Here is a 25,903-nt window from a genome sequence, read left to right on the forward strand (position 1 = left end):
GGTCTGTTTATGCGAGCGTATAGAGCTGTCAGCATTTATTTATACAAAGTATACGCTTAGTTGGCCATTGTTTCAACAAGTGTCACCGTAATTGGAAAATAGGTTCAGATATATCTTTTTCTACAAACATAATAAAAAATCCTTTCTCTAATAAGAAGAATGATAAGTGGTTGGTTTTTTTATGTATGGGCATACTTCAGTGTAGGAGGTGTGGACCAATGGGTAAAAAGAAATATACAGATCACGAAATGAAGCAACAAAAACAAATGAGTTTTGCCGCAAAGACGGTTTGGATTGGTTTTATAGGTGGGCTTTTATGGTCCTCACTAGGGTATTTTTCTCACTATTTCAATTTCATGCAGATTGGACCTGCGTTCATTTTGCAGCCATGGGCGCTAGGAGAATGGAAAAATGGGCACCTAGGTCAAGTTGTAGGGATTTTTACCATTTCAATTGGCTCAATTGGTGTAGCTTTTTTGTACAAATGGACGTTACAAAAAATTAGTCGTGTCTGGCCTGGTTTGTTATTAGGGGCATTTATTTGGGTACTCATCTTCTATTTGTTAAATCCTTTTGTCCCACAGTGGAAACCAGTCCAGTCATATACACTCACGACATTAATTACGTCACTTTGTTTATGTTTAGTGTATGGCTTATTTATTGGTTATTCTATTGCCTATGAGTATGCTGAGCAAAAAGCAGGACAAAAAGATTTCGGCTAAACCCTTTTCAGCGCGCCTGAAATTGTGCTACAATTCTTTTATCCACGCAAGGAAAAGAGGGGTTGCACATGGGTGCCATTGTCGAGATACAACGTGATTTAGCTGCACACAATATTGATGGTTTATTAATTGAAACTGGGATTAATCTTCGCTATGTAAGTGGTTTTACAGGAACATCTGGTGCCCTCTTACTTACGAAAACAGCTGCGTTTTTTGTAACTGATTTTCGTTATACAGAACAAGCAAAGGCAGAAGTGAGTGGCTGTGAGTTTGTTTGGCAAAAGGGCGCACTCGCAAGTGAAGTGGCAAACCTTGTGAAGAAGTTAGCGATTAAACGGCTTGGATTTGAAAAAGCGCGACTTACATATGAAACATATGAAACATATCAACAATTATTACCAGAGGTCACGCTTGTACCTGTAGCAGATGTAGTGGAAACACACCGCCTTGTGAAAACAGACGCTGAACTTGTAATTATGCAGAAGGCAGCAGATATTGCAGATGCAGCTTTTGCACACATACAAGGTTTTATTCGGCCGGGTGTGACGGAGCTCGCCGTTGCCAACGAGTTAGAATTTTTTATGCGCAAGCAAGGAGCAACTTCGTCTTCATTTGACATGATTGTCGCCTCTGGTGTACGTGGCGCTTTACCGCATGGCGTGGCGAGTGAAAAAGAAATTCAAGCTGGGGAATTGGTGACGCTTGACTACGGAGCGTACTACCAAGGATATTGTTCAGATATGACGCGAACGTTGGCTGTGGGACCGGTATCTGATCAATTACGTAATATTTATGAAACGGTACGTGTGGCGCAACAGTTAGGCATGGATGGTACAAAAGCAGGTATAACTGGACAAGAAGCAGATCGCTTGACGCGCGATTACATTGAGGAAAAAGGGTATGGTGCATATTTTGGGCATTCCACGGGTCACGGATTAGGAATGGAAGTGCATGAAGCGCCTGCGCTGTCATCCAAGTCAACGGATGTTGTATTGCGTCCAGGCATGGTTGTGACAATTGAACCAGGGATTTATGTGCCGAATGTAGGTGGCGTACGAATCGAAGATGACATCGTGATTACAGATGAAGGCAATCGATCACTGACAAAATCACCGAAAACGTTGATTGAGCTAGATGTATAAAGACATTGGCGGCAAGCTATGGTATAGTAAACATGGTTGTGGTTGGTAAAGTGCAAAGCAATAGTCCAAAAGTCGGAGGGAAAACATGATTTCAGTAAATGATTTTAAAACAGGTTTAACAATTGAAGTAGATAACGGCATTTGGCAAGTCATAGACTTTCAGCATGTTAAACCGGGTAAAGGCGCTGCTTTTGTCCGCTCTAAACTACGTAACTTGCGAACGGGAGCAATCCAAGAAAAGACGTTCCGCGCCGGGGAAAAAGTAGCGAAAGCACATATTGAAAATCGCCGTATGCAGTATTTATACGCAAGTGGTGATACACATACATTTATGGATAGTGAGACATACGAACAACTGGAACTTCAAAGTGGACAAATCGAATACGAGCTAAAGTTTTTGAAAGAAAATATGGATGTACACATTATGACGTATCAAGGCGAAACGATTGGTGTAGAAGTACCAAACACGGTGACGCTCGTTGTTACTGAAACGGAGCCAGGCATTAAAGGTGACACAGCATCTGGTGGCACGAAACCAGCAACAGTTGAAACGGGTTTAACTGTTCAAGTGCCATTCTTTGTAAACGAAGGGGACAAGCTCATTATTGACACACGAAATGCTTCTTACATTTCGCGAGGGTAGAGAGCAACAGACAGCGCACATCCACGTGGGCTGTTTTTACATTTAGTAGAGGGGGAATTTAGGTGGAACCATCGGTGTATTTGTACCAAATATTAGATGAACAAGCAGAAAGACTAGAACAAGGTACGTCATTCACCTATTTAGAAGCCATTGCGAAAATAGGTAACGGCTTATTTACAGGAGAGGCGCCTCGTCAGCTTGACGCAACGGCATTTCGTAAGGTATATGAACAATTCAAGCAGCAACAATGGCTACCAGAAGATGTGCGCAAAGCGTTCAGGCTTGCTTGTTTAAAAGGGATGAAAGGTCAGGTGCAAGCACATCATGAAATGACACCTGATAGCGTCGGCTTTTATATGAGCTACCTGGTGAATAAATGTATGAGTAATCGGGAGGAAGCGTGTGAATTGTTGGACATCGCTGCTGGAGCGGGCAATTTATTATTTACGATTTGCAATCATGCAGCATCCCCTGTTCACGCATCAGGCATCGAAGTCGATGAAACGTTGCTCCATATCGCTTACGCAAGTGCAAATTTGCAACAACGTGAAGTATCACTGTTACATCAAGATAGTTTAAAAGTGACGATGCCTGCCGTTGATATGGTCGTAAGCGATTTGCCGGTGGGTTATTATCCGGACGATGACCATGCAAAAACCTATCGGTTGGCAGCAGACAAAGGGCGTTCTTATGTACATCATTTGTTCATTGAGCAAAGCATCCGTATGCTGAAACCAGCTGGTTATGCTGTTTTGTTAGTGCCAAATCATCTATTTACAAGCGAGCAAGCACCCAAGTTGCATCGTTTCTTAAAAGAAGAGGCACTCGTTTTAGCGTTATTACAATTGCCAACGTCCATGTTTCAAAGTGAACAGCATGGCAAAAGTATTTTATTACTGCAAAAGAAAACCACGGGGACGCGCATCCCGCGCCAAGCGTTGTTAGCAGAGCTGCCTTCTTTTACAAACGAAGAAGCATTAAAACAAATGACGCAACGGATGAATGTGTGGTTTGCGGAGCAGTTGGGGATAGAGTAGTCTGTTCTTTGTAATATCCACGGACGCGAGTAACTGGGCTCCCTTTAAGTGGGGCAACCTAAATTTGACCGCCCTACCTATCAAGGCTAAGTTGTAGGGGGCGGTTTCGTTATGTCTGAAGAAATTTGGAAAAAGAAATTGTCGCTGTATGCTTGAAACGAGCGAAGGGGCATGCTTAAATAGAGAAGGAGTATAAAAAAGGGAGTGCGAATAAATAATGGGAAAAGTTATCGCGATTAACGCGGGCAGCTCATCGCTAAAGTTTCAATTGCTGTCGATGCCAGAAGAAATGATTTTAACAAAAGGGCTTGTCGAGCGGATTGGATCGAATGAAGGTGTATTTACGATTGAAGTCAATGATCAATCATATACAGTTACTGAACCAATTTTAAATCATGGGGTTGCAGTGAAGAAATTATTGGAACAGTTAACATTACAAAATATTATTGATTCGTTAGATGAGATTGAAGCAATTGGACATCGCGTCGTACACGGGGGCGAAAAGTTTAATGACTCCGTCGTCATTACTGATGAGGTACTTGCAGGAATTGAGGAAGTGAGTGAACTTGCACCACTTCATAATCCGGCAAATATAACGGGGATTAAAGCTTTCAAAGAAGTATTACCGAACGTGCCAGCAGTAGCGGTATTTGATACAGCTTTTCATCAAACGATGCCAGAAAGTGCGTATTTATACAGCTTGCCTTATGAGTATTATGAGAAGTACGGCATTCGTAAATATGGATTTCATGGTACGTCACATAAATATGTGTCACAGCGAGCAGCAGAATTATTAGAAAGACCAATAGAAGACTTACGTATTTTATCATGTCACTTAGGCAATGGCGCAAGCATTGCGGCGATTAAAGGGGGTAAATCGATTGACACGTCGATGGGATTTACGCCACTTGCAGGTGTAACGATGGGGACGCGATCTGGCAACATTGATCCAGCGCTCATTCCATTTATTATGGAAAAAACGGGACAATCTGTCGATGAAGTGTTAGCGATGCTTAATAAAGAAAGTGGTTTGCTTGGTATTACAGGCACATCGAGTGATTTACGTGATATTGAAGCAGCTGCAAGTAAAGGGGACGAACGGGCGCAAATTGCACTTGAAGTGTTTACGTCTCGAATCCATAAATATATTGGCTCGTATTCGGCACGTATGGGTGGTGTTGATGCGATCGTGTTCACGGCTGGCATCGGTGAAAATAGTTCCGTCATTCGTGAGCGTGTGTTAAAAGGATTGGAATTTATGGGTGTATGTGCGGACTTAACGAAGAACAATGTTCGTGGTAAAGAAGCATTCATTCAAACGGAAACGTCACCTGTGAAAATTATGATCATCCCGACAAACGAAGAGGTAATGATTGCGCGGGATACGGTGAGGTTGACGTCGAAATAAGTTGTTGTTTACCTAAAAGGGTCAGATAAAAGGTCTGGTCCTTTTTGTGTATGCAGGATTTGACGATTAGAAGCGCGAATGAAAGAGAGAGCAGTACAGGAAGTGAGGAGGAAAAGGAAAATGGATGTTCAGCGAGAAGTTATGATGAGTGTGGCGCAATTTGAAGACGCCCTTTATAAGATAGCACGCGAGGATAACAAGAAAATAACACAACAGTCACTTTTACCGATTGAAAAACACTTTTACGGGAAAGTTGATGCGCTGATGATTCAATTGCAAAATATATTTTTGGAATGGCATAGAGTAAGCGAAAAATGTACCGTTGTATCACTCTCAGATGAAGCAACGTTATCCGTGTGGAAATCACATGCCTCATCTGTTCGCGTACATGAAGCAGCATGGCGGTTGCTATCTCTTGCACAAGGCGCATATGCAAATGCGAATCGGCTAGGGGCGGCGCTTGATATTCCAGCACAAGCATGGCTCCATATCCAGGCGGTTGCTTGCCTTGCGCATGCATATGGTTTTTCTATTAAGTCCCCGTTGGAGTCATTTTACGCGATACGTTTGATGTATATTGGCTATTTGCCGAAACAGGACCAGTGGCGTGAATGGTCGGTATTGTTAGATGAGTTGCGTGAACATGAGAAAGGTCAATTATTGTATCGCGCAGAAAAAGAGATTTCCCGCCGCGAAATTACATCAGCCCTTTGCCTGCAACTGTTAAAGATTGGCTTATGTATGCGTGGCAAACGAACGCGGTGGGTCGCAGTAAGTGCAGGTGGCGTGATAAACTACCAGTATGCGAGAAATGTGATTGCTTTAGCGAAAGCTTTTTATCAAAAGCGGTGGCTAATGCGGCAAAAAAACATGCAAGTTACTGGATAGTGGAAAAGGAGCGATTGCGATGAGGCATGTATTCATTACAGCAGGAACGAAAGGGCTTGGCTTAAAAGTAACAGAAACATTTTTACAAAAAGGATATCAAGTTACAGCAACATATTATCAAGATCATGCACGCGCAGAAGAATTGGTCGCAAGGTGGCCAGCGACTCAACTCCAGCTCATTCAAGCGGATATGGCAAAGAAAGCGGATGTAAAGCGGGCCGTGGCAGCAGCGATGACATTTGTAGATAAAATTGACATTTGCATACATAATGCAGGACCGTACATTTTTGACCGGAAAAAGTTGATTGATTATAGTGATGAAGAATGGGTGAAGATGATAGATGGAAATTTAAGTTCTGCTTTTTATTTGTTAAAAGAAGTTGTCCCATTCATGAGAGCGCGGCAGTTTGGACGGATCGTGTTTTACGGTTTCCAAGGGGCGAATCATGCCCCCGGGTGGACGTATCGCGCTGCTTATGCAGCAGCAAAAGTTGGGCTCGTTTCGTTAATGAAAACAGTGTCGATCGAAGAAGCAAACGCGGGAATTACCGCGAATATGGTTTGCCCGGGAAATATTATTGGCGAAATGAAAGAAGCATCCATTGAAGAGGCGCGGACACGTCCAGATAAAGAGACACCGATCGGTCGGTCGGGAACAGGAGAAGACATTGCCCGGACTGTCTTGTTTCTTTGTGAAGATGATGCAGATATGGTGACGGGCACGGTAGTCGAAGTGACCGGTGGTGTAGATGTGATCAATCGCTATCGTTAAGCATAAATAACACTTTGGAGGAAATATTACAGGAGATGACATGCCGTCGTCTCCTTAACTGTGTTTGAAGTAATATACGGAGGTGTAAAAGAATGACGAAGCAAGTGACAAAGGTATGCATGCTTGTAGGGTGTATGTGGCTGCTTGTATATGGACATATGCACGCTGTATCAGGGACAGATTTAATGCAAGCTTTTTCTATGCGGGTGACGGTCTTTTCAGAAGGGACGACCTATGAATGGGAATATGATAATCCAAACCATTTTGAGTATGAAATAGGTAAAAAAGTGATGAAAGGTGCAGACGCCAAACCCGAGGTAGAACGCATTATGGAGCGTTTACGTTTGTCGGAGCATACGAGTAAAGAAGTGTACGCAAAGCGGATGAAGAAAATATTTCCTGAAATGAAAAAGTTAGAGATACGATGGGTGAATGCCAAAAGCGAACGTTACACATGGTTGTGGGAGAAGGGTGCATAGTATCGATAAAAAGCCATCTATGAGTGAAGCACAGTTCACTCGTAGACGGCTTTTAGTTTCTTTCATACCCGTCATGTCCGGGCAGGGACAATCACGAGTTCTTTTGGGTAGGTTGTCAAACATTCCGCACCGTTCTCTGTTAAAAGGACATCATCTTCAATTCGAACACCAGCAACGCCGGGCACATAGACACCCGGTTCAATTGTATACGTCATACCAACTTGCAATTTTTCGCAGTTGTCACTACTCATTGAAGGGGCTTCGTGTACATCAATACCTAGTCCATGCCCAAGCCGGTGAGGGAAATAGTCACCGTAGCCAGCATTTTCAATGACTTCTCGTGCTACACGGTCTAGCGTGCCAATAATTTCTCCAGGTTTAGAAGCGTTGCATGCGGCAATGTTTGCTTGTAAAACGATGTTGTAGATCGTTTTTACCTCATCACTGATGTGCCCATAAGCAATTGTGCGGGTAATGTCTGAGCAATAACCGTCAAACACGACACCGAGGTCTAAAAGCACAATATCACCTTCTTTCAAAGTGCGTTCCCCTGGCACACCATGGGGTTGAGCGGCATTTTCTCCAAATAAGACAATTGGTTGAAAAGACATTTCACGAATGCCACGTTGCTTGAGGGCATATTCAATTTGACCAACAAGTTCGATTTCAGTTATCCCCGTTCTTAACGAGGCAACAGCTGTTTCCACACCGAAATCAGCAAAGGCCGCCGCATGGCGCAGGATTTGTTGTTCAGCTTCATTTTTGATGAGACGCTGCTTCATTAGTAAGGGCTCGCAGTCATCTAATAAAAAGGTATCATCACTTAATGTTTGTAAGGCGAGGACTCGTTCATAACATAAAGATCGATACTCAATAAAGGCTTTCGGATTTTTTGAGAGTTGATGCGATACTTTTTGTTTAATGAGTGCCCAAACGTCTTCATGATCGCTATATGTGAGTAATTCCCCTGTAAAGCCGGCAGCGCGGATTAAATCGGTTTCCATTTTTGGTGCGACTAAAAATAGTTCTTCTGGCAAAATGAATAAGGCAATGAGTCGTTCATGCGGATCAGCGCGGAAACCTGTTAAATAAAATAAATTTTCTTTTCCTTGGATCATAGCAAAATCAGCATTCATATTAGTGAGATCTTGTTTGAGCGTTTCAATTCTAACTTTGTGCATGAGAAAATCACTCCTTTTGTCCATTATAAGCGACAATTAAGACGGTGAATAGCAGGAAAAACGTCGTTTAAGCACGAAGAAACAAGAGAGAGGTTATTTTTATTACGGAGGAGATGTTTCAACAATGAAAGTCAGTTACCACGGACATTCTGTCGTTCAGATTGAGACAAACGGGTATCATATTTTGATAGACCCATTTATTACAGGAAATGGCTTGACGCAGTTAAATGCTGATACGATTGCACCTGATGTCATTTTATTGACGCATGGACATAATGACCATGTTGGTGATACAGTCGCCATTGCGAAGAGAACTGGTGCGCTTGTTGTTGCTGTTTTTGAGCTAGCAACTTACTTACGCTTTCAAGGAGTGGAAAATGTTCATGAAATGTCTATTGGCGGTGCACATCAGTTTGATTTTGGGCATGTGAAGTTTACCCAAGCGTTTCACGGTTCTAGTTTTATTGAAGAAGAATCAGGGAAGATCGTATATACAGGTATGCCAGGTGGTATTTTATTTACAGCAGAAGAGAAAACGGTGTACCATGCAGGAGATACGGCGTTATTTAGTGATTTAAAGCTCATTGGGGATCGTGAGAAAATTGATGTAGCGTTTATTCCAATTGGTGATAACTTTACAATGGGACCAGGCGATGCCAAAATTGCCGCCTCCTGGTTACAAGCAAAAAAAGTTGTGCCTATTCACTACAATACTTTTCCGGTTATTCATCAAGATGCAGCTGCCTTCGTTGACAGTTTACCAAAAGGTCAAGGAGTCATGCTTCATTCAGGAGAAGGGTTACGCGTGTGACAACGAAGGGAGGAGAACGTTGTTTAAAATGGCAGCGTTCTTTTTTATCGTTTTGTGCATAATGTATAGGACGAGGAGGGGATGAAACGTATGAAAATAAGGGCATTGATGTGTTTGTTTTTTGCGATCGTCATGGTTGTGTATGCATGGGATCGCTTACCGCTTAATGGACAAGGGTTAGAAAAAGTTTTTGCACTGTCTTGGCTCTCCTTTGCGGGTCTAGTCATTGGTGGCAACATTGTCGCCATAGCGAGACGAGGAAGAAAAAGTACGCAGGCAAAACAGGAAGTTGATAACGCGCGCGCCGTAAAACGGGCACGTCAATTTGGTTGAGGTATTGCTTCTGGGTGTGTTTCGGTCGTATACTGTAGAGAAGAAACATTGAAATCATGAAAGTGTGGTGCCAACGTGGCGACGAAACATGAACAAATTTTGGCATATATCGAGCGTCTCGAAGTAGGTGGGAAAATCTCCGTACGTCAAATTGCGAAGGCGTTAGCGGTGAGTGAAGGAACTGCGTACCGGGCGATTAAAGAAGCGGAGATGCAAGGACTCGTGTCAACGATTGAACGTGTTGGGACAGTGCGAATTGAGAAGAAAGAAAAAGATAACATCGAAAAGTTGACGTATGCGGAAGTCGTTAACATTGTTGATGGACAAGTATTAGGTGGGCGAACGGGCTTGCATAAAACATTAAATCGTTTCGTCATTGGTGCGATGAAGATGGAAGCGATGATGCGCTATGTTACAGCTGGCAATTTGCTTATTGTTGGTAACCGTGATCAAATCCATCAAATGGCGCTTGAAGCAGGAGCGGCCGTGCTCATTACAGGTGGATTTGAGGCGAGCGCTGATTGTGTAGCACTGGCGGATGAGCTGAGTTTGCCCGTTATTTCTACTTCTTATGATACATTTACAGTTGCGGCGATGATTAATCGGGCGATTTATGATCAATTGATAAAAAAAGACATTGTATTGGTGGATGATATTTTAATTCCCTTGCAGGACACGTATTATATGACAACAACAAATACGGTTGAAAAATGGCATGAACTAAACGAACGGACAGGCCATGGACGTTACCCAGTTGTTAATGAGCAGTTGAAAGTGCAAGGAATGGTTGTAGCAAAAGATGTATTATCTGTGCCAAAACATATATTGATTGAAAAAGCCATGACAAAAGATCCAATTACTGTATGCGAACGTACTTCGGTCGCGGCAGTCGCTCATATTATGGTTTGGCAACGTATTGAGCTATTACCTGTTGTAGATAGCCACCGTAAATTAGTCGGGGTTGTGAGTCGGCAAGATGTGCTAAAAGCATTGCAAACAGCACAGCGGCAACCACATGTTGGCGAGACGATTGAGGAAATTGTGACAAGGCGGTTGGAGGAAAAGGACAACGGGTACATATGTGAAGTGATTCCCCAAATGACAAATCATGTTGGAACCATTTCGTACGGTGTCGTCACAACAATAATGGTTGAAGCAGCGCGTCGTTTTATGCAAAAGCACCGGCGTGGAAATATTGTTGTAGAAAATATTACTTTGTACTTTTTGAAGCCGGTGCAAATTGAGAATTTATTGCTGGTGATCCCACAGACGTTAGAGATCGGGCGTAAACATGGGAAATTCGAGGTTGCATTATATCGCGAGCAAGAGCTTGTAGCGAAAGGGATGTTAACCGCGCAACTGATTGAATAACGCGCATGACGTCTAGTCTAATTGTTTCATGTAATGTTTATGCGCTTTAAAGTGATAAACCGTATGAATGCTACCAATTAGGAGAAAGACAGCGCCGACAAAAAGTTCGGTTTTTTCGTAGGACGTAAAAAACAGGAAATGGATACCTAGAAACAATAGTGCCGCTCCTAGTGCGAGTCGCGCACGTACTTCGACGATCCGTTTTTGTAAGGAATCCGTCATACATAGTGAGCGGACACGTCCAATGACATAAAACAAGCATGAACCAATGACAAAAATGATAAGTAAACGAGCCAAAAGAATATACCTCCTTAAAAACTGTATCTCTATGTATTGTAGCGTTCGTGTGTAAAAAAAGAAAGAGGCGATGAAATGTTTGAACAAATGATTTCAGCGATTAAAGAATATACGACCATTGTGATTCACCGCCATGTTCGTCCTGACCCTGATGCACTTGGGTCGCAGTTAGGATTAAAAGCGCTCATCCAGGCTGCTTACCCTGAAAAGAATGTGTATGCGGTTGGCGAGGAAGAAGTGTCATTACACTTTTTAGGACGTATGGATGTTATTACAGATGATGTATATAAAGATGCGCTCGTCATTGTGTGCGATACAGCAAATACAGCGCGTATTAGCGATGAACGATTCCGTTTAGGCGCACGTCTGATCAAATTTGACCATCATCCAAATGAAGAACCATATGGAGACGTCCTGTGTGTTGACACGTCGGTCAGTTCGACGAGTGAACTTGTCGTCGCTTTAGCCGAGCATATGCCAGAACTCACGATGACGAAAGAAGCGAGTTTGTTACTGTATGGCGGGATTGTTGGTGACACGGGACGTTTTCGTTTTCGGAATACGACAGCAGGAACGATGCGTCGCACTGCGTTATTGCTAGAAACAGGTTTTGATAGTCAACGATTTTATCGGCGGTTGTACGAGCGGAGCATCCATATGATCCGCTTAGAAGGGTATGTGCTGCAACACTTTGAGGTAATCGATGGGAAGGTTGGTTTCATGCGCTTATCCGCTGAGATATTAAAACGCTTTGAAGTAACCGCTAATGAATCGTCGTTATTGGTGAACTGTTTTGCTGACTTGTCGGGTTTACAAGTGTGGGTGTTTTTTGTGGAAGAAGCAAATGGGACAATTCGTTGTAGGTTACGCTCCCAAGGTGTCGTTATTAATAATGTTGCGCAAGCATATGGCGGGGGAGGACATCCTGTTGCAGCAGGTGCAAGTGTAAACTCATGGGAAGAAACAGAAGAGATGGTTGCAGCGCTTATTGCTGCATGTTCTTAATATCATACGCAACTATGGAAATGCCTTACAAACGTTTGAATATTTCGCATTCTTATTTTAGCTATAGATGCATATATAGAAGGGAGCCCAGTAAAAAGCGTGTACTTATGACACGCTTTTTACTTAAAAATGGGCGTTTTTTTGGAAAGAGAGGTGTAAGTAGCAGAAAAGACATGAAGAAAGGCATCATTTGTTGTTCATTTTTTGTTCTCGCCCACACGATTTTTGTATCTATGTATAAGATGTAGAGCAGTCCAAAAAAGGAGGTGCACATAGGGTGGATACATCATAAAACGTGTGTATGTGAGGGAGCAATAAAAGAAAAGCGGCAAATTAATATCTGATTTATTTATTTTTTAAAAATAATAAATAAAGGGGTTTTTGATGTTGGGACTAAATAAACATGTGAAGAGATTTGTCGGTGTTGCACTTGCATGTATACTCATTCTGAGTGGTGGTCAAAGCTTTGCAGCGACAACTTCAGCAAAAGGTGAATATTTGATAGGCTTTAAGAATGGTGAGCGTGCTCAAACATTGCAATTACTTGCTGATGAAGGTGTGAAAGTGCATCATCAGTTTAAATTTGCTGAAATTGCCCATGTTACTTTACCAAATAATGTAGCGCTTAGTCTTGAAGAACATGAGTCGATTGCTTTCGTGGAGGAAAATGCGGAAATGGTCGCTTATGCGCAACAAGTACCATATGGCGTTACAAATATTCGGGCGCAAGAAGTGCAACAAAGCGATGGCAACAAAGGTGCAGGTGTCCGCGTTGCTGTACTTGATACCGGCATTCAACATCATGAAGATTTGGCAGTAGCTGGTGGTGTGAGTTTTGTGCCATCAGAATCTAATTACCAAGACGGTAACGGTCATGGGACACATGTTGCTGGCACAATTGCGGCATTAGACAATCAAATAGGTGTGCTTGGAGTGAGCCCAGACGTTGAATTATATGCAGTAAAAGTTTTGTCCTCAAGTGGAAGTGGCACATTAGCTGGGATTGCTAGAGGCATTGAATGGGCTGCGGATCATGATATGGACATTGTCAATATGAGTTTAGGCGGAAGTTCTGGTTCGCAAACTTTGGAACAAGCAGTCAATTATGCACACGGTGAAGGCGTGACGCTAGTAGCTGCTGCTGGAAACTCAGGATCATTTTTATGGTTTAATACCATCGGCTATCCTGCCAAATATGAGAATGTCATTGCGGTAGGAGCGGTCAATGAAAATAATGCGCGGGCTTCTTTTTCTAGCGTTGGTGATGAGTTAGATGTTATGGCACCAGGTGTCGATGTACTCAGTTCTCATTTAAATAACGCATACCAGTCATTTAGCGGCACTTCGATGGCTTCCCCACATGTTGCTGGTGCAGCAGCGCTGTTGCTAGCAGATGATCCATCCCTGTCAAATGAGGATATTCGCGGGTTGTTACGTGATACCGCAATTCCATTAGGTAGTCATTTTTATTACGGCAAAGGTGTGATTGATGTACGGGCAGCAATTGATGCAAATTAAGATGGTCACGTATCTTTTACAGAAATAATTTCCATATCTATTTGCAAGGTTGTATAAACGTAAACGCTACGCATGACAAGGGTGTACTTTGTTCCATTCACTTCATACGTCTTGTTTTCAATTGCGCCGCGTAGTACATCCTTGACATGTTCAATGGTTTCGATGTTCACACCTTGTAATTCAACGAGCTCTTGCAGCACTTGCTGCTTGAGCTCATACAAATGAAGTTGACTCAGTCGGTGCTTGTCACTATTAATAATAGAGACAGACACCTTTTGTATGACCAACTTGTTAGCATTTTCTTCATTTTGAAGGCGAATATCTTCAATCAGCCTTGTATTTTCTTGTTTAAGAAAAGAAATTTCACTTTCTTGCCGGGAGAGATCAGTAGAAAACTGGTCATAAGATGCACCATATTCAGTAACAAAAAATCCCCAGCCTATAAAAATGCCAAGTGCAATCCCCGCAAAGAAGCGGAGCCAACCGCGATGTTTTTTATAACGGGGGACAAGCATTATACAGGATCTCCAATGATCCAACGTAGCAAAATGGTTCCTGATTGTGCACCGCAAAAAGCGACAAGTAACATTGCTAACGTTTTATAAATGTCTTCATGTACGCCGCTAAAGAGACCATTCTCAATTCGGGTAATGGCATCGAATGATCCTCCAATTGCTGCAACAATCGCCCAAATTTTTAAACTGCCAGCAATTTTATCTATTTCCATTAAAATAGGTTTGCCAATTAAAAATGCGCCAATTCCACCAATCAATGCGCCCCCAATCATGACACCGAAAGCAATAAAGAAATTCATAACAAGTGTCGCGAGCATCTCTTTTGTTAATAGCACAAACGCCACCCCCATGTGACAAATCGGACGTTTCTATCTTATGGTCTACTATATGGACGACTTGATTGAAATATGATTGTTGATCATCAGGACTTTCATCTTTAGGAAATTCATACTACACTAAGGAGAGAAGAAGTGAGGAAGTGATAAGATATGCGTGCGCTTGTAACCAATATTTATAGTGAATACAGTTTATTGCAGTCGACTAATCGGATTGACGAGCTTGTGTCACGGGCAGCGCATTTAGGATACGAGGCGCTTGCATTAACAGATAAACATGTACTGTATGGATGTGTCCCTTTTTTTCAAGCATGTCAGCGCGCTGGTGTCAAGCCGCTTCTCGGGTTGGAAGTATCCGTTTCCTATGGAGAAGCGGTTGTCCCAGTGCAATTAGTTGCGAAAAATGAGATAGGTTATGCGCAGTTACGAAAATTCGCCACAGAGCTCGGCTGTACAAGTGGGGTACAAGCATTATCATTGGATCATTTTCAGCAAGGAAGTGACGCTTGCTTTATTTTTATTGGTGAGAGAGCATTAGGGCGAGACCCATCACAATGGTGGCAGCGTTGGTGTAGTCTCGCTCAAACCGGTCATGCTTTTTTTGCAGCTCGCGGAGCCGAAATTGATCAGGAAGGGATTGCTTTTGCGAAAGAAAAGAGGTTACCAATCATTGCCGCGCCATCCGTTCGGTTTTTATGTGAACAAGATGAACCTGTGTATCAACTGATTCGTGAAATGGCTCATGATAAAGGGGAAAATAAAGACGAACTATCTTCTTGTATGCCTTCACAGACACAATTAACAGCGCTATTTCCAGAGGAGCTTGGTGTGCTAGCTCATATGAAAGAAATTGCCGTCAATGCAAACGTCACATTGAAGCTAGGTGTCCCACATTTACCGACATATGACAACTTAAGTACGACCGAAGCAATGACGTACTTAAAACAGCAGTGTGCACGTGGTGTCAACGTGCGCTATGGGCAACTGACAAAAATAGTGCACAAACGCCTGGCGCAAGAGTTACGTGTCATTGAAGAGATGGGTTATGCATCTTATTTTCTCATTGTTGCGGACTTTGTCGGATACGCACGGCAAAAAGGGATGCTTGTTGGACCGGGACGTGGTTCAGCGGCAGGTTCGCTTGTAGCTTATGTGTTAATGATTACCGATGTTGATCCGCTTGCACATGGCTTAATGTTTGAACGCTTTTTAAACCGAGCGCGGGCGACATTGCCGGATATTGATATTGATTTTCCTGATTATCGTCGAGAAGAAATTATTGCGTATGTGCGTCGTCGTTTTGGGAAAGAAAAAACGGCTCAAATTGTCACCTTTGGCACGTTTGCAGCGAGGGCGGCAATTCGTGCTGTAGGAAAAGCCCAGAAGCTTCCTGATGAGTGGGTTGGAAAAATAGCAAAAGCAATTGTCCCAGCGTCGTTAACCATACAGGAAGCGGTCGAGAAAGGTATTTTTCGTCAATATGAGTGTCGTGCGTTAGATGAGCTGCTGTACTTTGCGCGCCAAATTGAAGGTTTACCGCGGCACGTATCTGTCCATGCTGCGGGGGTGATTATTGATGACCGTCCCCTCGTTCAGACGGTAGCACTCCAGAAAACGGAGGATGGACAACTTATTACGCAAGCAGACATGTATAGTTTAAATGAATTAGGGTTAATGAAGTTTGATTTGCTCGGTTTGCGCAATTTAACGTTGCTTGAGCAAGTATGTAGAAATATTGAGGCAATGACAGCGAAAAAGATGCGTGTCACAACGATCCCCCTGAACGATCAAAAGACTTTTGCAATGTTGCGAGAGGGTCGCTCAACGGGTGTGTTCCAACTAGAATCTACAGGGATGCGTCAAACATTAAAACAACTTGGTCCAACTGAATTTGCAGACATTGTGGCGACAAGCGCGCTTTATCGTCCTGGACCGATGGAAGTAATTCCAACATATATTGCGGGGAAGAAAAATCCGGCTGCAGTCACTTATATACATGAAGATATTGCCCCAATCTTATCGTCTACATATGGGGTGATTGTTTATCAAGAACAAATTATGCAGCTTGTGCAGGTGATTGGACGCTATACGCTTGGGGAAGCAGATATTTTCAGGCGAGCAGTCAGTAAAAAGCAGCAAAAAGTGATGGAAGAACAACGTGGGGAATTTATTCGCCGTGCGCAAGAAAATGGATACAGCGAAGCCGTCAGTTGTGAAGTCTTTGCCTTTATTGAGCGTTTTGCTCGCTATGGTTTTGTAAAAAGCCATGCGGTTGCCTATAGTTTTATTAGTTACTGGCTTGCTTATTTAAAGGTTCATTACACACCTGCTTTTTACGCAGCGTTGTTGTCGTCTGTATGGCAAAATCATGCTAAATTATATGCATATATAAATGAAGCAAAACGTGATGGGTTGAAAATTTTACCGCCGTCAGTACATGAGAGTGATGCGTTCTTCACTGTCCAAGGGAGTGCGATTCGTTTTGGGCTTTTACCGATTGCAGGCGTGAGCAAGCCGGTTGTCAGTGAGATCATTTCATGTCGCAAAAAAAAGCGTTTTGAAGACCTGTTTGATTTTTATGCACGCATGCCCACGAAAGTTGCCACAACCCGAGTGGTTGAAGCGCTAATTAAATCAGGAGCGTTCGATGAATTTGAGCAACCACGAGAAGTGTTGCTCGCGAATATGGAGAAAGCGGAGACTTTTGTTAAGCAACTACGATCATTTGAAAAGTCTTCAGCAGGATTGTTCACATTAAGACCGATGTCACCGGGTTATACAACAGATGTGGAATTGGATGATCGGGATTATTTAAGCGATGAGCGAGAAGTACTAGGATTTTATTTATCAGGACATCCACTAGAAAATGAGCAAGAAAAGCTGGAACGTTTTGATCGCGTGATGCTCCGCAGTTGCCGACCATCACGGGAAACCGTTCGAATTGCTGCCTGGATTCGTTTGGTGCGTCAAATTACGACGAAGTCTCATACAAAAATGGCATTTGTCCAAATGAGTGATGAGTCAGATGAGGGAGAAGCAGTTATTTTTCCAACCGAGTGGGAAAAGTTTCGACATTTGTTTGTTCCTCATGCCTTGCTATTTATGGAGGGGGTATTGGAGGAGCGTAAAGGAAAAAAACAATTTGTTGTCCAAAAGGCGCTTGACATTACCTTAATAGAAGCTGTTCGACCGACACATACGTTATATATTCGCCTCCCACAAGCGCTGGACACGCCAACACGCTTTAGCGATATGACGTATATTTTGCAACGAGATCAAGGGACAACACCGGTTATTTTATACCGGGAACAAGAGGGAAAACCACGTCAATTGGAAGATATTTATCGTGTGGCACCAAAAGAAGGGACATTGCGCCTCTTAAAACAAATGCTTGGGGAGAAAAATGTGGTACTCCAGAAGTCGGAGTGAAGGTAGATTTCAGGAAGGAAGGTATGAGTGGAAAGCCTTTGTGTACTTCTGGAGACGCCATGTTGATCTCTGAATGGAGGTTGGCTTTTGTGGTAAATTTGTTTATAATAGAAACCGTACATTTTTTAGTGGTCTGACCAGTGTGGTCGAAAATAAAGGAGAGAACAACGTGCCAACGACAAGAGAAGAAGCACTGCATATGCATCGCACAAATCAAGGAAAACTAGCAACAGTCGCAAAAGTGCCAGTGAAGGATGCCAATGATTTAAGCTTGGCATATTCACCAGGTGTCGCTGAACCATGCAAAGAAATTTTTGAAGACGTGGAATCGGTATATGAGTACACGATGAAAGGGAATATGGTTGCTGTTGTTAGTAATGGGACAGCGGTACTTGGGCTAGGAAATATTGGTCCTGAAGCTTCTTTGCCGGTGATGGAAGGAAAAGCAGTTTTGTTTAAATCATTTGCAGGCGTGGATGCTTTCCCGATTTGCTTACGTTCAAATGACGTCGAAGAAATAATTCAGACCGTCAAGATGCTTGAACCGACATTTGGTGGAATTAACTTAGAGGATATTGCAGCACCAGACTGCTTTGTCATTGAGGAACGGTTGAAAAAAGAGACAAACATCCCTGTGTTTCATGATGACCAGCATGGTACAGCAATTGTGACATTAGCAGGGCTTATTAATGCTTTAAAGTTAAATGGGAAAAAATTGTCCGAAATTAAAGTGGTTGCAAACGGTGCGGGAGCGGCTGGGATTGCGATTATTAAACTCATGTTGCGTATGGGTGTACGTGATGTGATTATGTGTGACACGAAAGGTGCAATTTTTGAGGGACGGACGCATGGAATGAACGCTGTGAAAGACGCCGTTGCTCGGCGCACAAATCGTGATAAGGTTGAAGGAACACTCACAGATGTCATGAAAGGTGCAGATGTTTTTATTGGCGTGTCAGTTGCTGGAGCAGTCACCCCAGAAATGATTGCAAATATGAATGAGCACCCAATTATCTTTGCAATGGCGAATCCTGTGCCAGAAATTATGCCAGAGGATGCAAAGGCAGCAGGCGCTTTAGTCATTGGTACGGGACGCTCTGACTTCCCTAACCAAGTGAACAACGTGCTAGCCTTTCCTGGAATTTTTCGTGGGGCGCTTGATGTTCGGGCAACACATATCAATGAAGAAATGAAAATCGCGGCGGTGTATGCGATTGCTAACCTTGTGTCTAAACAGGATTTGTCAGTCGATTATGTGATTCCCGCACCGTTTGATTCTCGCGTTGCCCCAGCTGTGGCAAGTGCAGTTGCAACAGCTGCAATGGAAACTGGGGTGGCCCGGTTGCGCGTCGATCCAGAAGCAGTTGCTGAAAAGACAAGAAGGTTAACGATGATCGATGAGTGAGCGCAGGTGATAAAAGCGAATGTCAACAAAACAACCAAAACGATATGTTGAAATTATTCAAGCGCTTAGCGAAATGATTCAACAAGACGATTTAAAAACAGGTGATCGCTTGCCTTCAGAGAGAGAACTTAGCGACAGGTTGTCTGTTGGTCGTTCTTCTATTCGTGAAGCACTGCGAGGGCTTGAACTATTGGACATTATTGAAACCCGCCGTGGTGAAGGTACGTTTATGAAGGCGCCTTCTAGTTACCGTCTTGTTGACTTACTACTGTCGTTTCTGTTAAAAGATGAAAAAGCAATGCAGGATTTAACAGAGACAAGGCGAATCATAGAGTTACAGGCACTACAACTTGCATGTAAGCGGATAACAGCGGCTGATTTGGATAAATTAATATTACTGACCTCTTCACGCGGAGAGGTTTCTCTTGAAGAGGATTACCTGTTTCATGAAACGATTGTAGCAGCGTGTGGCAATACATTGTTACAACACTTGTGGAAATCGCTCGTTGCTTTTCACCGAGAGGCATTGAAGCATGCCACGCCAAATAGAGAAGATACACAAACGCATGAAAAAATTGTTGAGGCAATAGCGGGTCGTGATGCGCCTCGTGCATTGCGTATCATGGCAACACATTTAGAAGAAAGCCCTTTTTAAGAGCAATTTGGTTGATTGCGCACGCATCAAGATGATTGAAGTGAGGAGCGATACATGTGTTGAAGGATATATTTACAAAGAAAAAGAAAAAGCGCCGGTACGCGACAATCCCCTCAGAAAGAGCGAAGCAAGAAGTGCCAGAAGGGCTCATGACAAAGTGCCCATCATGCCGTACGATTATGTATACGAAAGATTTGAAAAAGAACTTAGCGGTGTGTCGGACATGCGGTCATCATCATCGTATGACAGCAAAGGAGCGTATTGCTGCTTTAGTCGATGCGGGAACATTTAAAGAGTACGACCAAGACTTAATTGGGAAAAATCCACTCGATTTTCCTGGATATGAAGAGAAGTTGGCAAGTGATCAAAAGAAAACGGGTCTAAATGAGGCAGTTGTCTATGGCACAGGTAAGATCAATGATTATCCAGTTGTCATTGCAGTCATGGATGCGAACTTTCGAATGGGAAGCATGGGTGCTGCTGTTGGCGAAAAGCTTACCCGTGCAGTGGAAAAAGCGATTGAAACGAAATTCCCACTGTTAATTTTCTCGGCCTCAGGTGGTGCACGTATGCAAGAAGGCATATTAAGCTTAATGCAGATGGCGAAAACAAGTGTTGCATTAGAGCGTTTAAATCGTGCTGGAGGACTGTTTATTTCTGTCATGACCCATCCGACAACCGGTGGTGTGTCCGCAAGCTTTGCCTCACTTGGTGATTATAATTTCGCAGAACCAAAAGCATTAATTGGCTTTGCCGGGAGACGTATTATTGAACAGACGATACGTCAAGAATTGCCTGATGACTTTCAGACAGCTGAATTTTTATTAGAACATGGGCAGCTTGATCGCGTTGTTCCTCGATTGGAAATGAAATCTTTATTAACAGATGTACTTGCCATACATAGTGTAGCAGGTAGGAGGGGTTCACCGTCTCATGTTAGCGGTTAAATATGCCAAAATGATAAGGGGGAAGTGGAGTGTCCTCAGAGCAACCATTTGAACAACCAGTAATCGATTTACAAAAGAAAATTGCAGATTTGCGCGCATTTGCCACGGAGCGTGATCTAGATTTGAGCCGTGAGATTGAAAAGATGGAGCAGCGACTTGCTGTGCTAGAGGAAGATGTATATGGAAATTTGCAGCCGTGGGATCGGGTGCAAATTGCGCGTCATCATCACCGACCAACAACACTTGATTATGTCGCAGAATTATTTGATTCATTTTTAGAAATGCATGGTGACCGTCTTTTTGGTGATGATCAAGCAATCGTTGGTGGGATTGCACTGTATAAAGGTCAGCCTGTCACGGTCATTGGTCATCAGCGCGGAAAAGATACAAAAGAAAACATTCGTCGTTTTTTTGGCTCGCCTCATCCCGAAGGGTATCGGAAAGCGCTCCGGTTAATGAAGCAAGCTGAAAAATTTGGTCGCCCCATCATTTGCTTAATTGATACAAAAGGCGCATATCCGGGTAAGTCTGCAGAGGAACGTGGACAAAGTGAGGCGATTGCGAGGAATTTGTTAGAAATGGCGGGATTGCATGTGCCGACAATTAGTATTGTAATTGGCGAAGGAGGTAGCGGTGGTGCGCTTGCTTTAGGTGTTGCCGATCGCATTTACATGCTAGAGAATGCAACATACTCGGTTATTTCTCCAGAAGGTGCGGCAGCGTTGTTATGGAAGGATGCGACACAGGCAAGGAGAGCGGCAGAAACGATGCGCATTACAGCCCCTGATTTGTTTGATTTAGGTATTATTGATGCCATTATTCCAGAGCCACGCGGTGGCGCACAAAAAGACATTGTGAAGCAAGCAAAAGCCATTGCTGATGTGTTAGACACTTCTTTAGCAGAATTACAAGAAAAGCAAGTGGAGACATTATTGAATGAGCGCTATGATAAATTCAAAAAAATGGGTGAGATTGCTCAGAAAGTGAGCACAATAGCAACAAAGTGAACATTGTAAGCTTAGAGTGAGACAGCAACGGAGGGAAAAACTTTCGTTGCTGTTTTTATGTTTGTGCGCAAAGTAGGTATTTAATAGATTTTTAGAAATGAGAGGACAAGCGCCGCCTCATGAGAGAGGGTCTTGACATAGTGTATCTTATTCTCGAAAAAAGGAGGTGTTTTTAAGATGATAGACAAGAATTTTTTATCTCTTCCAATAGAGGTGGAAATCATTCCATTAGGAGGGAGTAAAGAAATCTCTTGCGGTCCAGACAATGTGACACAAACATGGAACTTGACACCAGGAACAACGTATATTTATACGTGTCTTGATCCTAACAACGTTGAAACCATCTTAGGCGCATATGCGTGTGGTGTCATTGGTGGCGCAATTGTCATTCAACGTGTACCACCAGGTCTAAAGGCGGTATTGAAATGTGGCGGTGGTGCATAAGGGCAATGGAGAGCAATGTGAAGTTATGCCGTAATTATGATGATCACTGTGGCGGCATATCCTCTTCAGTATGGCTATCAGGTGCTGGCATGCTTTACTTGTCAGTACCTCTTTTTTATTGCACATAGAAAATGTAAGTAAAAAATATCCAGCCCTTGTGTTCCTTTAGGCAAAATGGTATGTTTATGGCAGAGGTATATCGTTATAAGACGTTTCACCAGTGGTTACATAAAGAAAGTGTGAGGAGGTTAAAAATTTGAAACGGATAGGCGTATTGACAAGTGGTGGTGACTCCCCTGGAATGAATGCCGCGATACGAGCAGTTGTGCGAAAAGCAATTTACCATAATATGGAAGTATTTGGAATCTCCTATGGCTACCATGGGTTAATGAATGGAGAGATACGTAAATTAGAAATTGGCTCTGTAGGTGATATTATTCATCGCGGTGGAACAATTCTGTACACAGCTCGCTCAGAAGAATTTAAAACGTTGGCAGGACAAGAAAAAGCAATTGCACAATTAAAACGTCTTGGCATTGAAGGACTGGTTGTCATTGGTGGGGACGGGTCTTATCGTGGTGCAGAGAAATTAACATCACATGGATTCCCTACGATTGGTGTACCTGGCACGATTGACAACGATATCCCTGGCACGGATTTCACAATTGGGTTTGATACAGCGTTAAATACTGTCATTGATGCGATTGACAAAATTCGTGATACAGCAACCTCTCATGAGCGGACATGTGTCATTGAAGTGATGGGACGTCATGCGGGTGACCTTGCGCTCTGGTCAGGCTTGGCAGATGGGGCGGAGACAATTATGATTCCTGAAGCTGACTATGATATGGAACAAATTGTGACGCGCTTGAAACGAGGAGAAGAACGGGGTAAAAAACATAGCATTATTGTCGTTGCTGAAGGTGTAGGTAGTGGATATGATATGGCTGAGCGTTTGAAAAAAGAAACAAATACGGAAATACGTGTGACGGTGCTAGGTCATGTTCAACGAGGCGGTTCGCCAACGGGGGCAGATCGCGTACTTGCAAGCCGATTGGGTGCCAAGGCGGTTGATTTGTTGTTAGACGGTGTTGCTGGTGTTGCGGTAGGGATTGAGCGTAACGAACTTGTACATCATCCAATTGCAGATGTATTAAACAAGCCACATTGCCCCAATTTACAAATGTATCAATTGTCACAAGAACTTTCTATATAAGACGAGAAAGATCATAGAAACAGGAGGAAAACATGCGGAAAACAAAAATTGTTTGTACCATCGGTCCAGCAAGTGAAAGTGTTGAAAAATTAACATCTCTAATTGAGTCAGGAATGAATGTGGCGAGGTTAAACTTCTCGCACGGTGATTTTACTGAACATGGACAGCGCATTAAAAATATTCGTCAAGCGGCAGCAGAAACTGGGAAAACGATTGCGATTTTACTTGACACAAAAGGTCCTGAAATTCGTACCCAAACAGTAAAAGGTGGTGCAGTTCCACTTGAAAAAGGGTCTCAACTTGTCATTTCAATGACAGAGGTGGAAGGAACAAGTGAAAAGATTTCAATCACGTATCCAGGGCTAGTAGACGACGTAAAAATTGGTGACTCGATTTTACTTGATGATGGTCTCATTGGTCTAGAAGTGACAGATATTCGCGCAAATGAGATTGTAACAACCGTTCGTAATAGTGGTGTGTTAAAAAATAAGAAAGGGTGTAATGTGCCAGGTGTACGGGTCAAATTACCAGGGATGACCGAAAAAGATGCGGCTGACATCGCTTTTGGTGTTGAACAGGGTGTTGACTTTGTCGCGGCCTCTTTTGTTCGGCGTGCATCAGATGTGCTCGAAATCCGCGAATTGCTTGAGCGTAAAGGTGCTGCGCATATTAATATCATCCCGAAGATTGAGAATCAAGAAGGGGTCAACAATATTGACGAAATTTTAGCTGTATCAGACGGTTTAATGATTGCACGCGGTGATCTAGGGGTAGAGATTCCAGCCGAGGAAGTCCCGCTTGTTCAAAAACAATTAATCAAGAAATGTAACGAACAAGCAAAACCGGTCATCACAGCGACACAAATGCTTGACTCGATGCAACGAAACCCGCGTCCAACACGGGCTGAGGCGAGTGATGTTGCAAACGCGATTTTTGACGGGACAGATGCAATTATGCTTTCAGGTGAAACAGCAGCAGGTGATTACCCTGTTGAAGCTGTACAAACAATGCATACAATTGCAAGTCGAACAGAGCAAGCATTGAACTATGAAAACATGCTCCGCAAAAAAATGCGCGAACAAAAAGTGACGATTACAACATCAATTGGACAGGCTGTTGCATACACTGCTTCAACATTGCAAGCAGCAGCAATTTTAACTGCGACAGAAAGTGGTCATACGGCGCGAATTACTTCGAAATTTCGTCCAAAATCACCCATTATTGCTGTGACAGGAAATGACCATGTTTCGCGGAAATTGGCGCTTGTATGGGGTGTTGTGCCGCTTCTTGGTCGTGCAGCAAAGACAACGGACGAGATGCTCGAGTGTACGGTTGAAACGGCTGTTGCGTCCGGTCATGTGAAGCAAGGGGAACTGGTCGTCATTACTGCAGGCGTACCTGTCGGTGAATCAGGGACGACAAACCTCATGAAAGTTCATATGTTGGGTGAAGTCGCTGCAAAGGGTCAAGGGATTGGTCAGTGCTCTGCCGCGGGTAAAATTGTCGTTGCAAGATCAGCCGAGGAAGCAAATGAAAAAGTGAACAATGGTGATATTTTAGTCATGGGTGCAACGGACAAAGAGATGATTCCGGCGTTTGAAAAGGCAGGTGCCGTCATTACAGCTGCTGGTGGTCTGACTTCTCATGCAGCCGTTGTTGGGCTTAACTTGAGTACGCCTGTGGTTGTTGGTGTGGAACATGCATTAACGTTGTTTAAAGACGGGGATGAAGTGACCGTGGATGCCGTCAGTGGTAATATTTATAGTGGACATGCCAGTGTGCTATAATTAAAAATCGATGAGGGCGCAACCTTGGATGGCGTTTTTATAGGAGATAAGCCAAAATGCTGGTGAGGATGGGGAGGAGACAGCGCCTCCCTTGCACTCTTCGAATGAGTAAACAGAAAAGTAGGGATGGATGATGAGGAGAATCATATTTGCTTGTGCCATCGGCTTCCCGTTGTTGGAGTTAGTGCTCATCGTTTTATTGAGTAACTGGCTTGGCGTTTTTTCAGTGATTGCACTCATGTTTTTGACGGGGACAATAGGCGTGATATTTGCAAAGCGCCAAGGGCTACAAACATTGCGATTAGCACAGTTACAAATACAACAAGGACAGCTTCCGAGTGGTGCACTTTTAGACGGCGTTTTCTTATTTATGGGTGCGCTGCTACTTATTGTTCCGGGTTTCTTAACCGATTTAATAGGATTATGTTGTTTATTACCTTATGTGCGAGGATGGCTGAAAGCTTTTGTTGTGACAATTTTTCAACGGATGGTTGCGCGTGGTCAGTGGATTGTCGTAAAGAGAAGATAAGGAAAAAAATATGGAAGATGTAGCTGA

The 25,903-nt window shown here is 43.2% G+C and carries 26 protein-coding genes; 22 read left to right on the forward strand and 4 right to left on the reverse strand.

The window, feature by feature from the left end; all coding sequences use genetic code 11:
• Positions 1-218: 218 nt before the first annotated feature.
• The 8 genes from BLT29_RS01280 to BLT29_RS01315 all read left to right on the forward strand — a co-directional run bounded on the left by BLT29_RS01280 (position 219) and on the right by BLT29_RS01315 (position 7,091).
• On the forward strand, positions 219-722 hold the full coding sequence (locus BLT29_RS01280; protein WP_090774484.1) for a YqhR family membrane protein: 504 nt from the start codon (positions 219-221) through the stop codon (positions 720-722).
• A gap of 68 nt (positions 723-790) precedes the next feature.
• On the forward strand, positions 791-1,864 hold the full coding sequence (locus tag BLT29_RS01285) for a M24 family metallopeptidase (protein ID WP_090774485.1): 1,074 nt from the start codon (positions 791-793) through the stop codon (positions 1,862-1,864).
• A gap of 85 nt (positions 1,865-1,949) precedes the next feature.
• Complete coding sequence (gene efp, locus BLT29_RS01290; protein ID WP_090774486.1) at positions 1,950-2,507, forward strand: elongation factor P; 558 nt, start codon at positions 1,950-1,952, stop codon at positions 2,505-2,507.
• A gap of 62 nt (positions 2,508-2,569) precedes the next feature.
• Positions 2,570-3,544 carry a class I SAM-dependent methyltransferase gene (locus BLT29_RS01295; protein WP_090774487.1) on the forward strand — a complete coding sequence of 325 codons (975 nt, stop codon included), beginning with the start codon at positions 2,570-2,572 and terminating at the stop codon, positions 3,542-3,544.
• 217 nt (positions 3,545-3,761) lie between these two features.
• Positions 3,762-4,952: an acetate kinase gene (locus BLT29_RS01300; protein WP_090774488.1), complete on the forward strand. Its 1,191-nt coding sequence runs from the start codon at positions 3,762-3,764 to the stop codon at positions 4,950-4,952.
• Positions 4,953-5,072: 120 nt separating this feature from the next.
• Positions 5,073-5,840: an EcsC family protein gene (locus tag BLT29_RS01305; protein WP_176763731.1), complete on the forward strand. Its 768-nt coding sequence runs from the start codon at positions 5,073-5,075 to the stop codon at positions 5,838-5,840.
• A 19-nt stretch (positions 5,841-5,859) separates the two neighbouring features.
• Entirely contained in the window at positions 5,860-6,612 is a 753-nt protein-coding gene (locus BLT29_RS01310; protein ID WP_090774490.1) for an SDR family oxidoreductase, read from the forward strand.
• 92 nt (positions 6,613-6,704) lie between these two features.
• Positions 6,705-7,091 (forward strand): hypothetical protein, encoded by a 387-nt coding sequence (locus BLT29_RS01315; RefSeq protein ID WP_090774491.1) that lies wholly within the window; start codon positions 6,705-6,707, stop codon positions 7,089-7,091.
• Between the two features lie 71 nt (positions 7,092-7,162).
• On the opposite strand, the gene BLT29_RS01320 is transcribed toward BLT29_RS01315, so the two are convergent.
• Positions 7,163-8,272: a M24 family metallopeptidase gene (locus tag BLT29_RS01320; protein ID WP_090774492.1), complete on the reverse strand. Its 1,110-nt coding sequence runs from the start codon at positions 8,270-8,272 to the stop codon at positions 7,163-7,165.
• A 124-nt stretch (positions 8,273-8,396) separates the two neighbouring features.
• Between BLT29_RS01320 and BLT29_RS01325 the strand changes: the two genes are divergently transcribed.
• The 3 genes from BLT29_RS01325 to BLT29_RS01335 all read left to right on the forward strand — a co-directional run bounded on the left by BLT29_RS01325 (position 8,397) and on the right by BLT29_RS01335 (position 10,787).
• A complete protein-coding gene (locus tag BLT29_RS01325) occupies positions 8,397-9,083 on the forward strand; it encodes a metal-dependent hydrolase (protein ID WP_090774493.1) in 687 nt (228 codons plus the stop codon).
• Between the two features lie 81 nt (positions 9,084-9,164).
• The gene (locus BLT29_RS01330; RefSeq protein ID WP_141769827.1) at positions 9,165-9,416 is read left to right on the forward strand and encodes a hypothetical protein; all 252 of its coding nucleotides are present in this window, start codon (positions 9,165-9,167) and stop codon (positions 9,414-9,416) included.
• A 75-nt stretch (positions 9,417-9,491) separates the two neighbouring features.
• Positions 9,492-10,787: a DRTGG domain-containing protein gene (locus tag BLT29_RS01335; RefSeq protein WP_090774495.1), complete on the forward strand. Its 1,296-nt coding sequence runs from the start codon at positions 9,492-9,494 to the stop codon at positions 10,785-10,787.
• 12 nt (positions 10,788-10,799) lie between these two features.
• On the opposite strand, the gene BLT29_RS01340 is transcribed toward BLT29_RS01335, so the two are convergent.
• Positions 10,800-11,084 (reverse strand): YtpI family protein, encoded by a 285-nt coding sequence (locus BLT29_RS01340; RefSeq protein ID WP_176763732.1) that lies wholly within the window; start codon positions 11,082-11,084, stop codon positions 10,800-10,802.
• A gap of 75 nt (positions 11,085-11,159) precedes the next feature.
• Here BLT29_RS01340 and BLT29_RS01345 point away from each other — a divergent pair, with 75 nt between their 5' ends.
• Together BLT29_RS01345 and BLT29_RS01350 are read left to right on the forward strand one after the other, a co-directional pair.
• Positions 11,160-12,089, forward strand: coding sequence for a DHH family phosphoesterase (locus BLT29_RS01345; protein ID WP_090774497.1), 930 nt, complete (start codon positions 11,160-11,162; stop codon positions 12,087-12,089).
• A 387-nt stretch (positions 12,090-12,476) separates the two neighbouring features.
• Positions 12,477-13,607 (forward strand): S8 family peptidase, encoded by a 1,131-nt coding sequence (locus BLT29_RS01350; RefSeq protein WP_245700976.1) that lies wholly within the window; start codon positions 12,477-12,479, stop codon positions 13,605-13,607.
• Between the two features lie 5 nt (positions 13,608-13,612).
• On the opposite strand, the gene ytrI is transcribed toward BLT29_RS01350, so the two are convergent.
• Both ytrI and BLT29_RS01360 read right to left on the reverse strand, forming a co-directional pair.
• On the reverse strand, positions 13,613-14,122 hold the full coding sequence (gene ytrI, locus BLT29_RS01355; RefSeq protein WP_090774499.1) for a sporulation membrane protein YtrI: 510 nt from the start codon (positions 14,120-14,122) through the stop codon (positions 13,613-13,615).
• Positions 14,122-14,457, reverse strand: a complete 336-nt coding sequence (locus BLT29_RS01360; protein ID WP_281241391.1) for a YtrH family sporulation protein — start codon at positions 14,455-14,457, stop codon at positions 14,122-14,124. Before BLT29_RS01360 ends, ytrI begins: the two co-directional genes overlap by 1 nt.
• A gap of 153 nt (positions 14,458-14,610) precedes the next feature.
• Between BLT29_RS01360 and BLT29_RS01365 the strand changes: the two genes are divergently transcribed.
• From BLT29_RS01365 to BLT29_RS01405, 9 genes are all read left to right on the forward strand, one after another.
• Positions 14,611-17,886, forward strand: coding sequence for a DNA polymerase III subunit alpha (locus BLT29_RS01365; protein ID WP_090774501.1), 3,276 nt, complete (start codon positions 14,611-14,613; stop codon positions 17,884-17,886).
• Positions 17,887-18,055: 169 nt separating this feature from the next.
• Positions 18,056-19,291 carry an NADP-dependent malic enzyme gene (ystJ, locus tag BLT29_RS01370; protein WP_090774502.1) on the forward strand — a complete coding sequence of 412 codons (1,236 nt, stop codon included), beginning with the start codon at positions 18,056-18,058 and terminating at the stop codon, positions 19,289-19,291.
• Positions 19,292-19,310: 19 nt separating this feature from the next.
• Positions 19,311-19,946, forward strand: coding sequence for a FadR/GntR family transcriptional regulator (locus BLT29_RS01375; RefSeq protein ID WP_090774503.1), 636 nt, complete (start codon positions 19,311-19,313; stop codon positions 19,944-19,946).
• A gap of 56 nt (positions 19,947-20,002) precedes the next feature.
• Entirely contained in the window at positions 20,003-20,893 is an 891-nt protein-coding gene (accD, locus tag BLT29_RS01380) for an acetyl-CoA carboxylase, carboxyltransferase subunit beta (protein WP_090774504.1), read from the forward strand.
• 29 nt (positions 20,894-20,922) lie between these two features.
• Positions 20,923-21,900 carry an acetyl-CoA carboxylase carboxyltransferase subunit alpha gene (locus BLT29_RS01385; RefSeq protein WP_090774505.1) on the forward strand — a complete coding sequence of 326 codons (978 nt, stop codon included), beginning with the start codon at positions 20,923-20,925 and terminating at the stop codon, positions 21,898-21,900.
• A 177-nt stretch (positions 21,901-22,077) separates the two neighbouring features.
• Entirely contained in the window at positions 22,078-22,344 is a 267-nt protein-coding gene (locus tag BLT29_RS01390) for a hypothetical protein (protein WP_090774506.1), read from the forward strand.
• A 256-nt stretch (positions 22,345-22,600) separates the two neighbouring features.
• On the forward strand, positions 22,601-23,560 hold the full coding sequence (gene pfkA, locus BLT29_RS01395; RefSeq protein WP_090774507.1) for a 6-phosphofructokinase: 960 nt from the start codon (positions 22,601-22,603) through the stop codon (positions 23,558-23,560).
• Positions 23,561-23,592: 32 nt separating this feature from the next.
• Entirely contained in the window at positions 23,593-25,347 is a 1,755-nt protein-coding gene (gene pyk, locus BLT29_RS01400) for a pyruvate kinase (RefSeq protein ID WP_090774508.1), read from the forward strand.
• Between the two features lie 133 nt (positions 25,348-25,480).
• Entirely contained in the window at positions 25,481-25,876 is a 396-nt protein-coding gene (locus BLT29_RS01405; RefSeq protein WP_176763733.1) for an FxsA family protein, read from the forward strand.
• Positions 25,877-25,903: the final 27 nt, after the last annotated feature.

Source organism: Shouchella lonarensis, assembly GCF_900096965.1.
GTDB classification, from domain to species: domain Bacteria; phylum Bacillota; class Bacilli; order Bacillales; family Bacillaceae_D; genus Shouchella; species Shouchella lonarensis.

What these genes read in the sequence shown, in the direction of transcription:
- BLT29_RS01375 (WP_090774503.1), top strand. Translation starts at nt 19,311, where the DNA reads ATGTCAACAAAACAACCAAAACGATATGTTGAAATTATTCAAGCGCTT.
- BLT29_RS01320 (WP_090774492.1), bottom strand. Translation starts at nt 8,272, where the DNA reads ATGCACAAAGTTAGAATTGAAACGCTCAAACAAGATCTCACTAATATG.
- BLT29_RS01300 (WP_090774488.1), top strand. Translation starts at nt 3,762, where the DNA reads ATGGGAAAAGTTATCGCGATTAACGCGGGCAGCTCATCGCTAAAGTTT.
- BLT29_RS01390 (WP_090774506.1), top strand. Translation starts at nt 22,078, where the DNA reads ATGATAGACAAGAATTTTTTATCTCTTCCAATAGAGGTGGAAATCATT.
- BLT29_RS01285 (WP_090774485.1), top strand. Translation starts at nt 791, where the DNA reads ATGGGTGCCATTGTCGAGATACAACGTGATTTAGCTGCACACAATATT.
- efp (WP_090774486.1), top strand. Translation starts at nt 1,950, where the DNA reads ATGATTTCAGTAAATGATTTTAAAACAGGTTTAACAATTGAAGTAGAT.
- BLT29_RS01280 (WP_090774484.1), top strand. Translation starts at nt 219, where the DNA reads ATGGGTAAAAAGAAATATACAGATCACGAAATGAAGCAACAAAAACAA.
- BLT29_RS01305 (WP_176763731.1), top strand. Translation starts at nt 5,073, where the DNA reads ATGGATGTTCAGCGAGAAGTTATGATGAGTGTGGCGCAATTTGAAGAC.
- BLT29_RS01310 (WP_090774490.1), top strand. Translation starts at nt 5,860, where the DNA reads ATGAGGCATGTATTCATTACAGCAGGAACGAAAGGGCTTGGCTTAAAA.
- ytrI (WP_090774499.1), bottom strand. Translation starts at nt 14,122, where the DNA reads ATGCTTGTCCCCCGTTATAAAAAACATCGCGGTTGGCTCCGCTTCTTT.
- BLT29_RS01365 (WP_090774501.1), top strand. Translation starts at nt 14,611, where the DNA reads ATGCGTGCGCTTGTAACCAATATTTATAGTGAATACAGTTTATTGCAG.
- BLT29_RS01330 (WP_141769827.1), top strand. Translation starts at nt 9,165, where the DNA reads ATGAAACGTATGAAAATAAGGGCATTGATGTGTTTGTTTTTTGCGATC.
- pyk (WP_090774508.1), top strand. Translation starts at nt 23,593, where the DNA reads ATGCGGAAAACAAAAATTGTTTGTACCATCGGTCCAGCAAGTGAAAGT.
- BLT29_RS01315 (WP_090774491.1), top strand. Translation starts at nt 6,705, where the DNA reads ATGACGAAGCAAGTGACAAAGGTATGCATGCTTGTAGGGTGTATGTGG.
- BLT29_RS01405 (WP_176763733.1), top strand. Translation starts at nt 25,481, where the DNA reads ATGAGGAGAATCATATTTGCTTGTGCCATCGGCTTCCCGTTGTTGGAG.
- BLT29_RS01325 (WP_090774493.1), top strand. Translation starts at nt 8,397, where the DNA reads ATGAAAGTCAGTTACCACGGACATTCTGTCGTTCAGATTGAGACAAAC.
- BLT29_RS01345 (WP_090774497.1), top strand. Translation starts at nt 11,160, where the DNA reads ATGTTTGAACAAATGATTTCAGCGATTAAAGAATATACGACCATTGTG.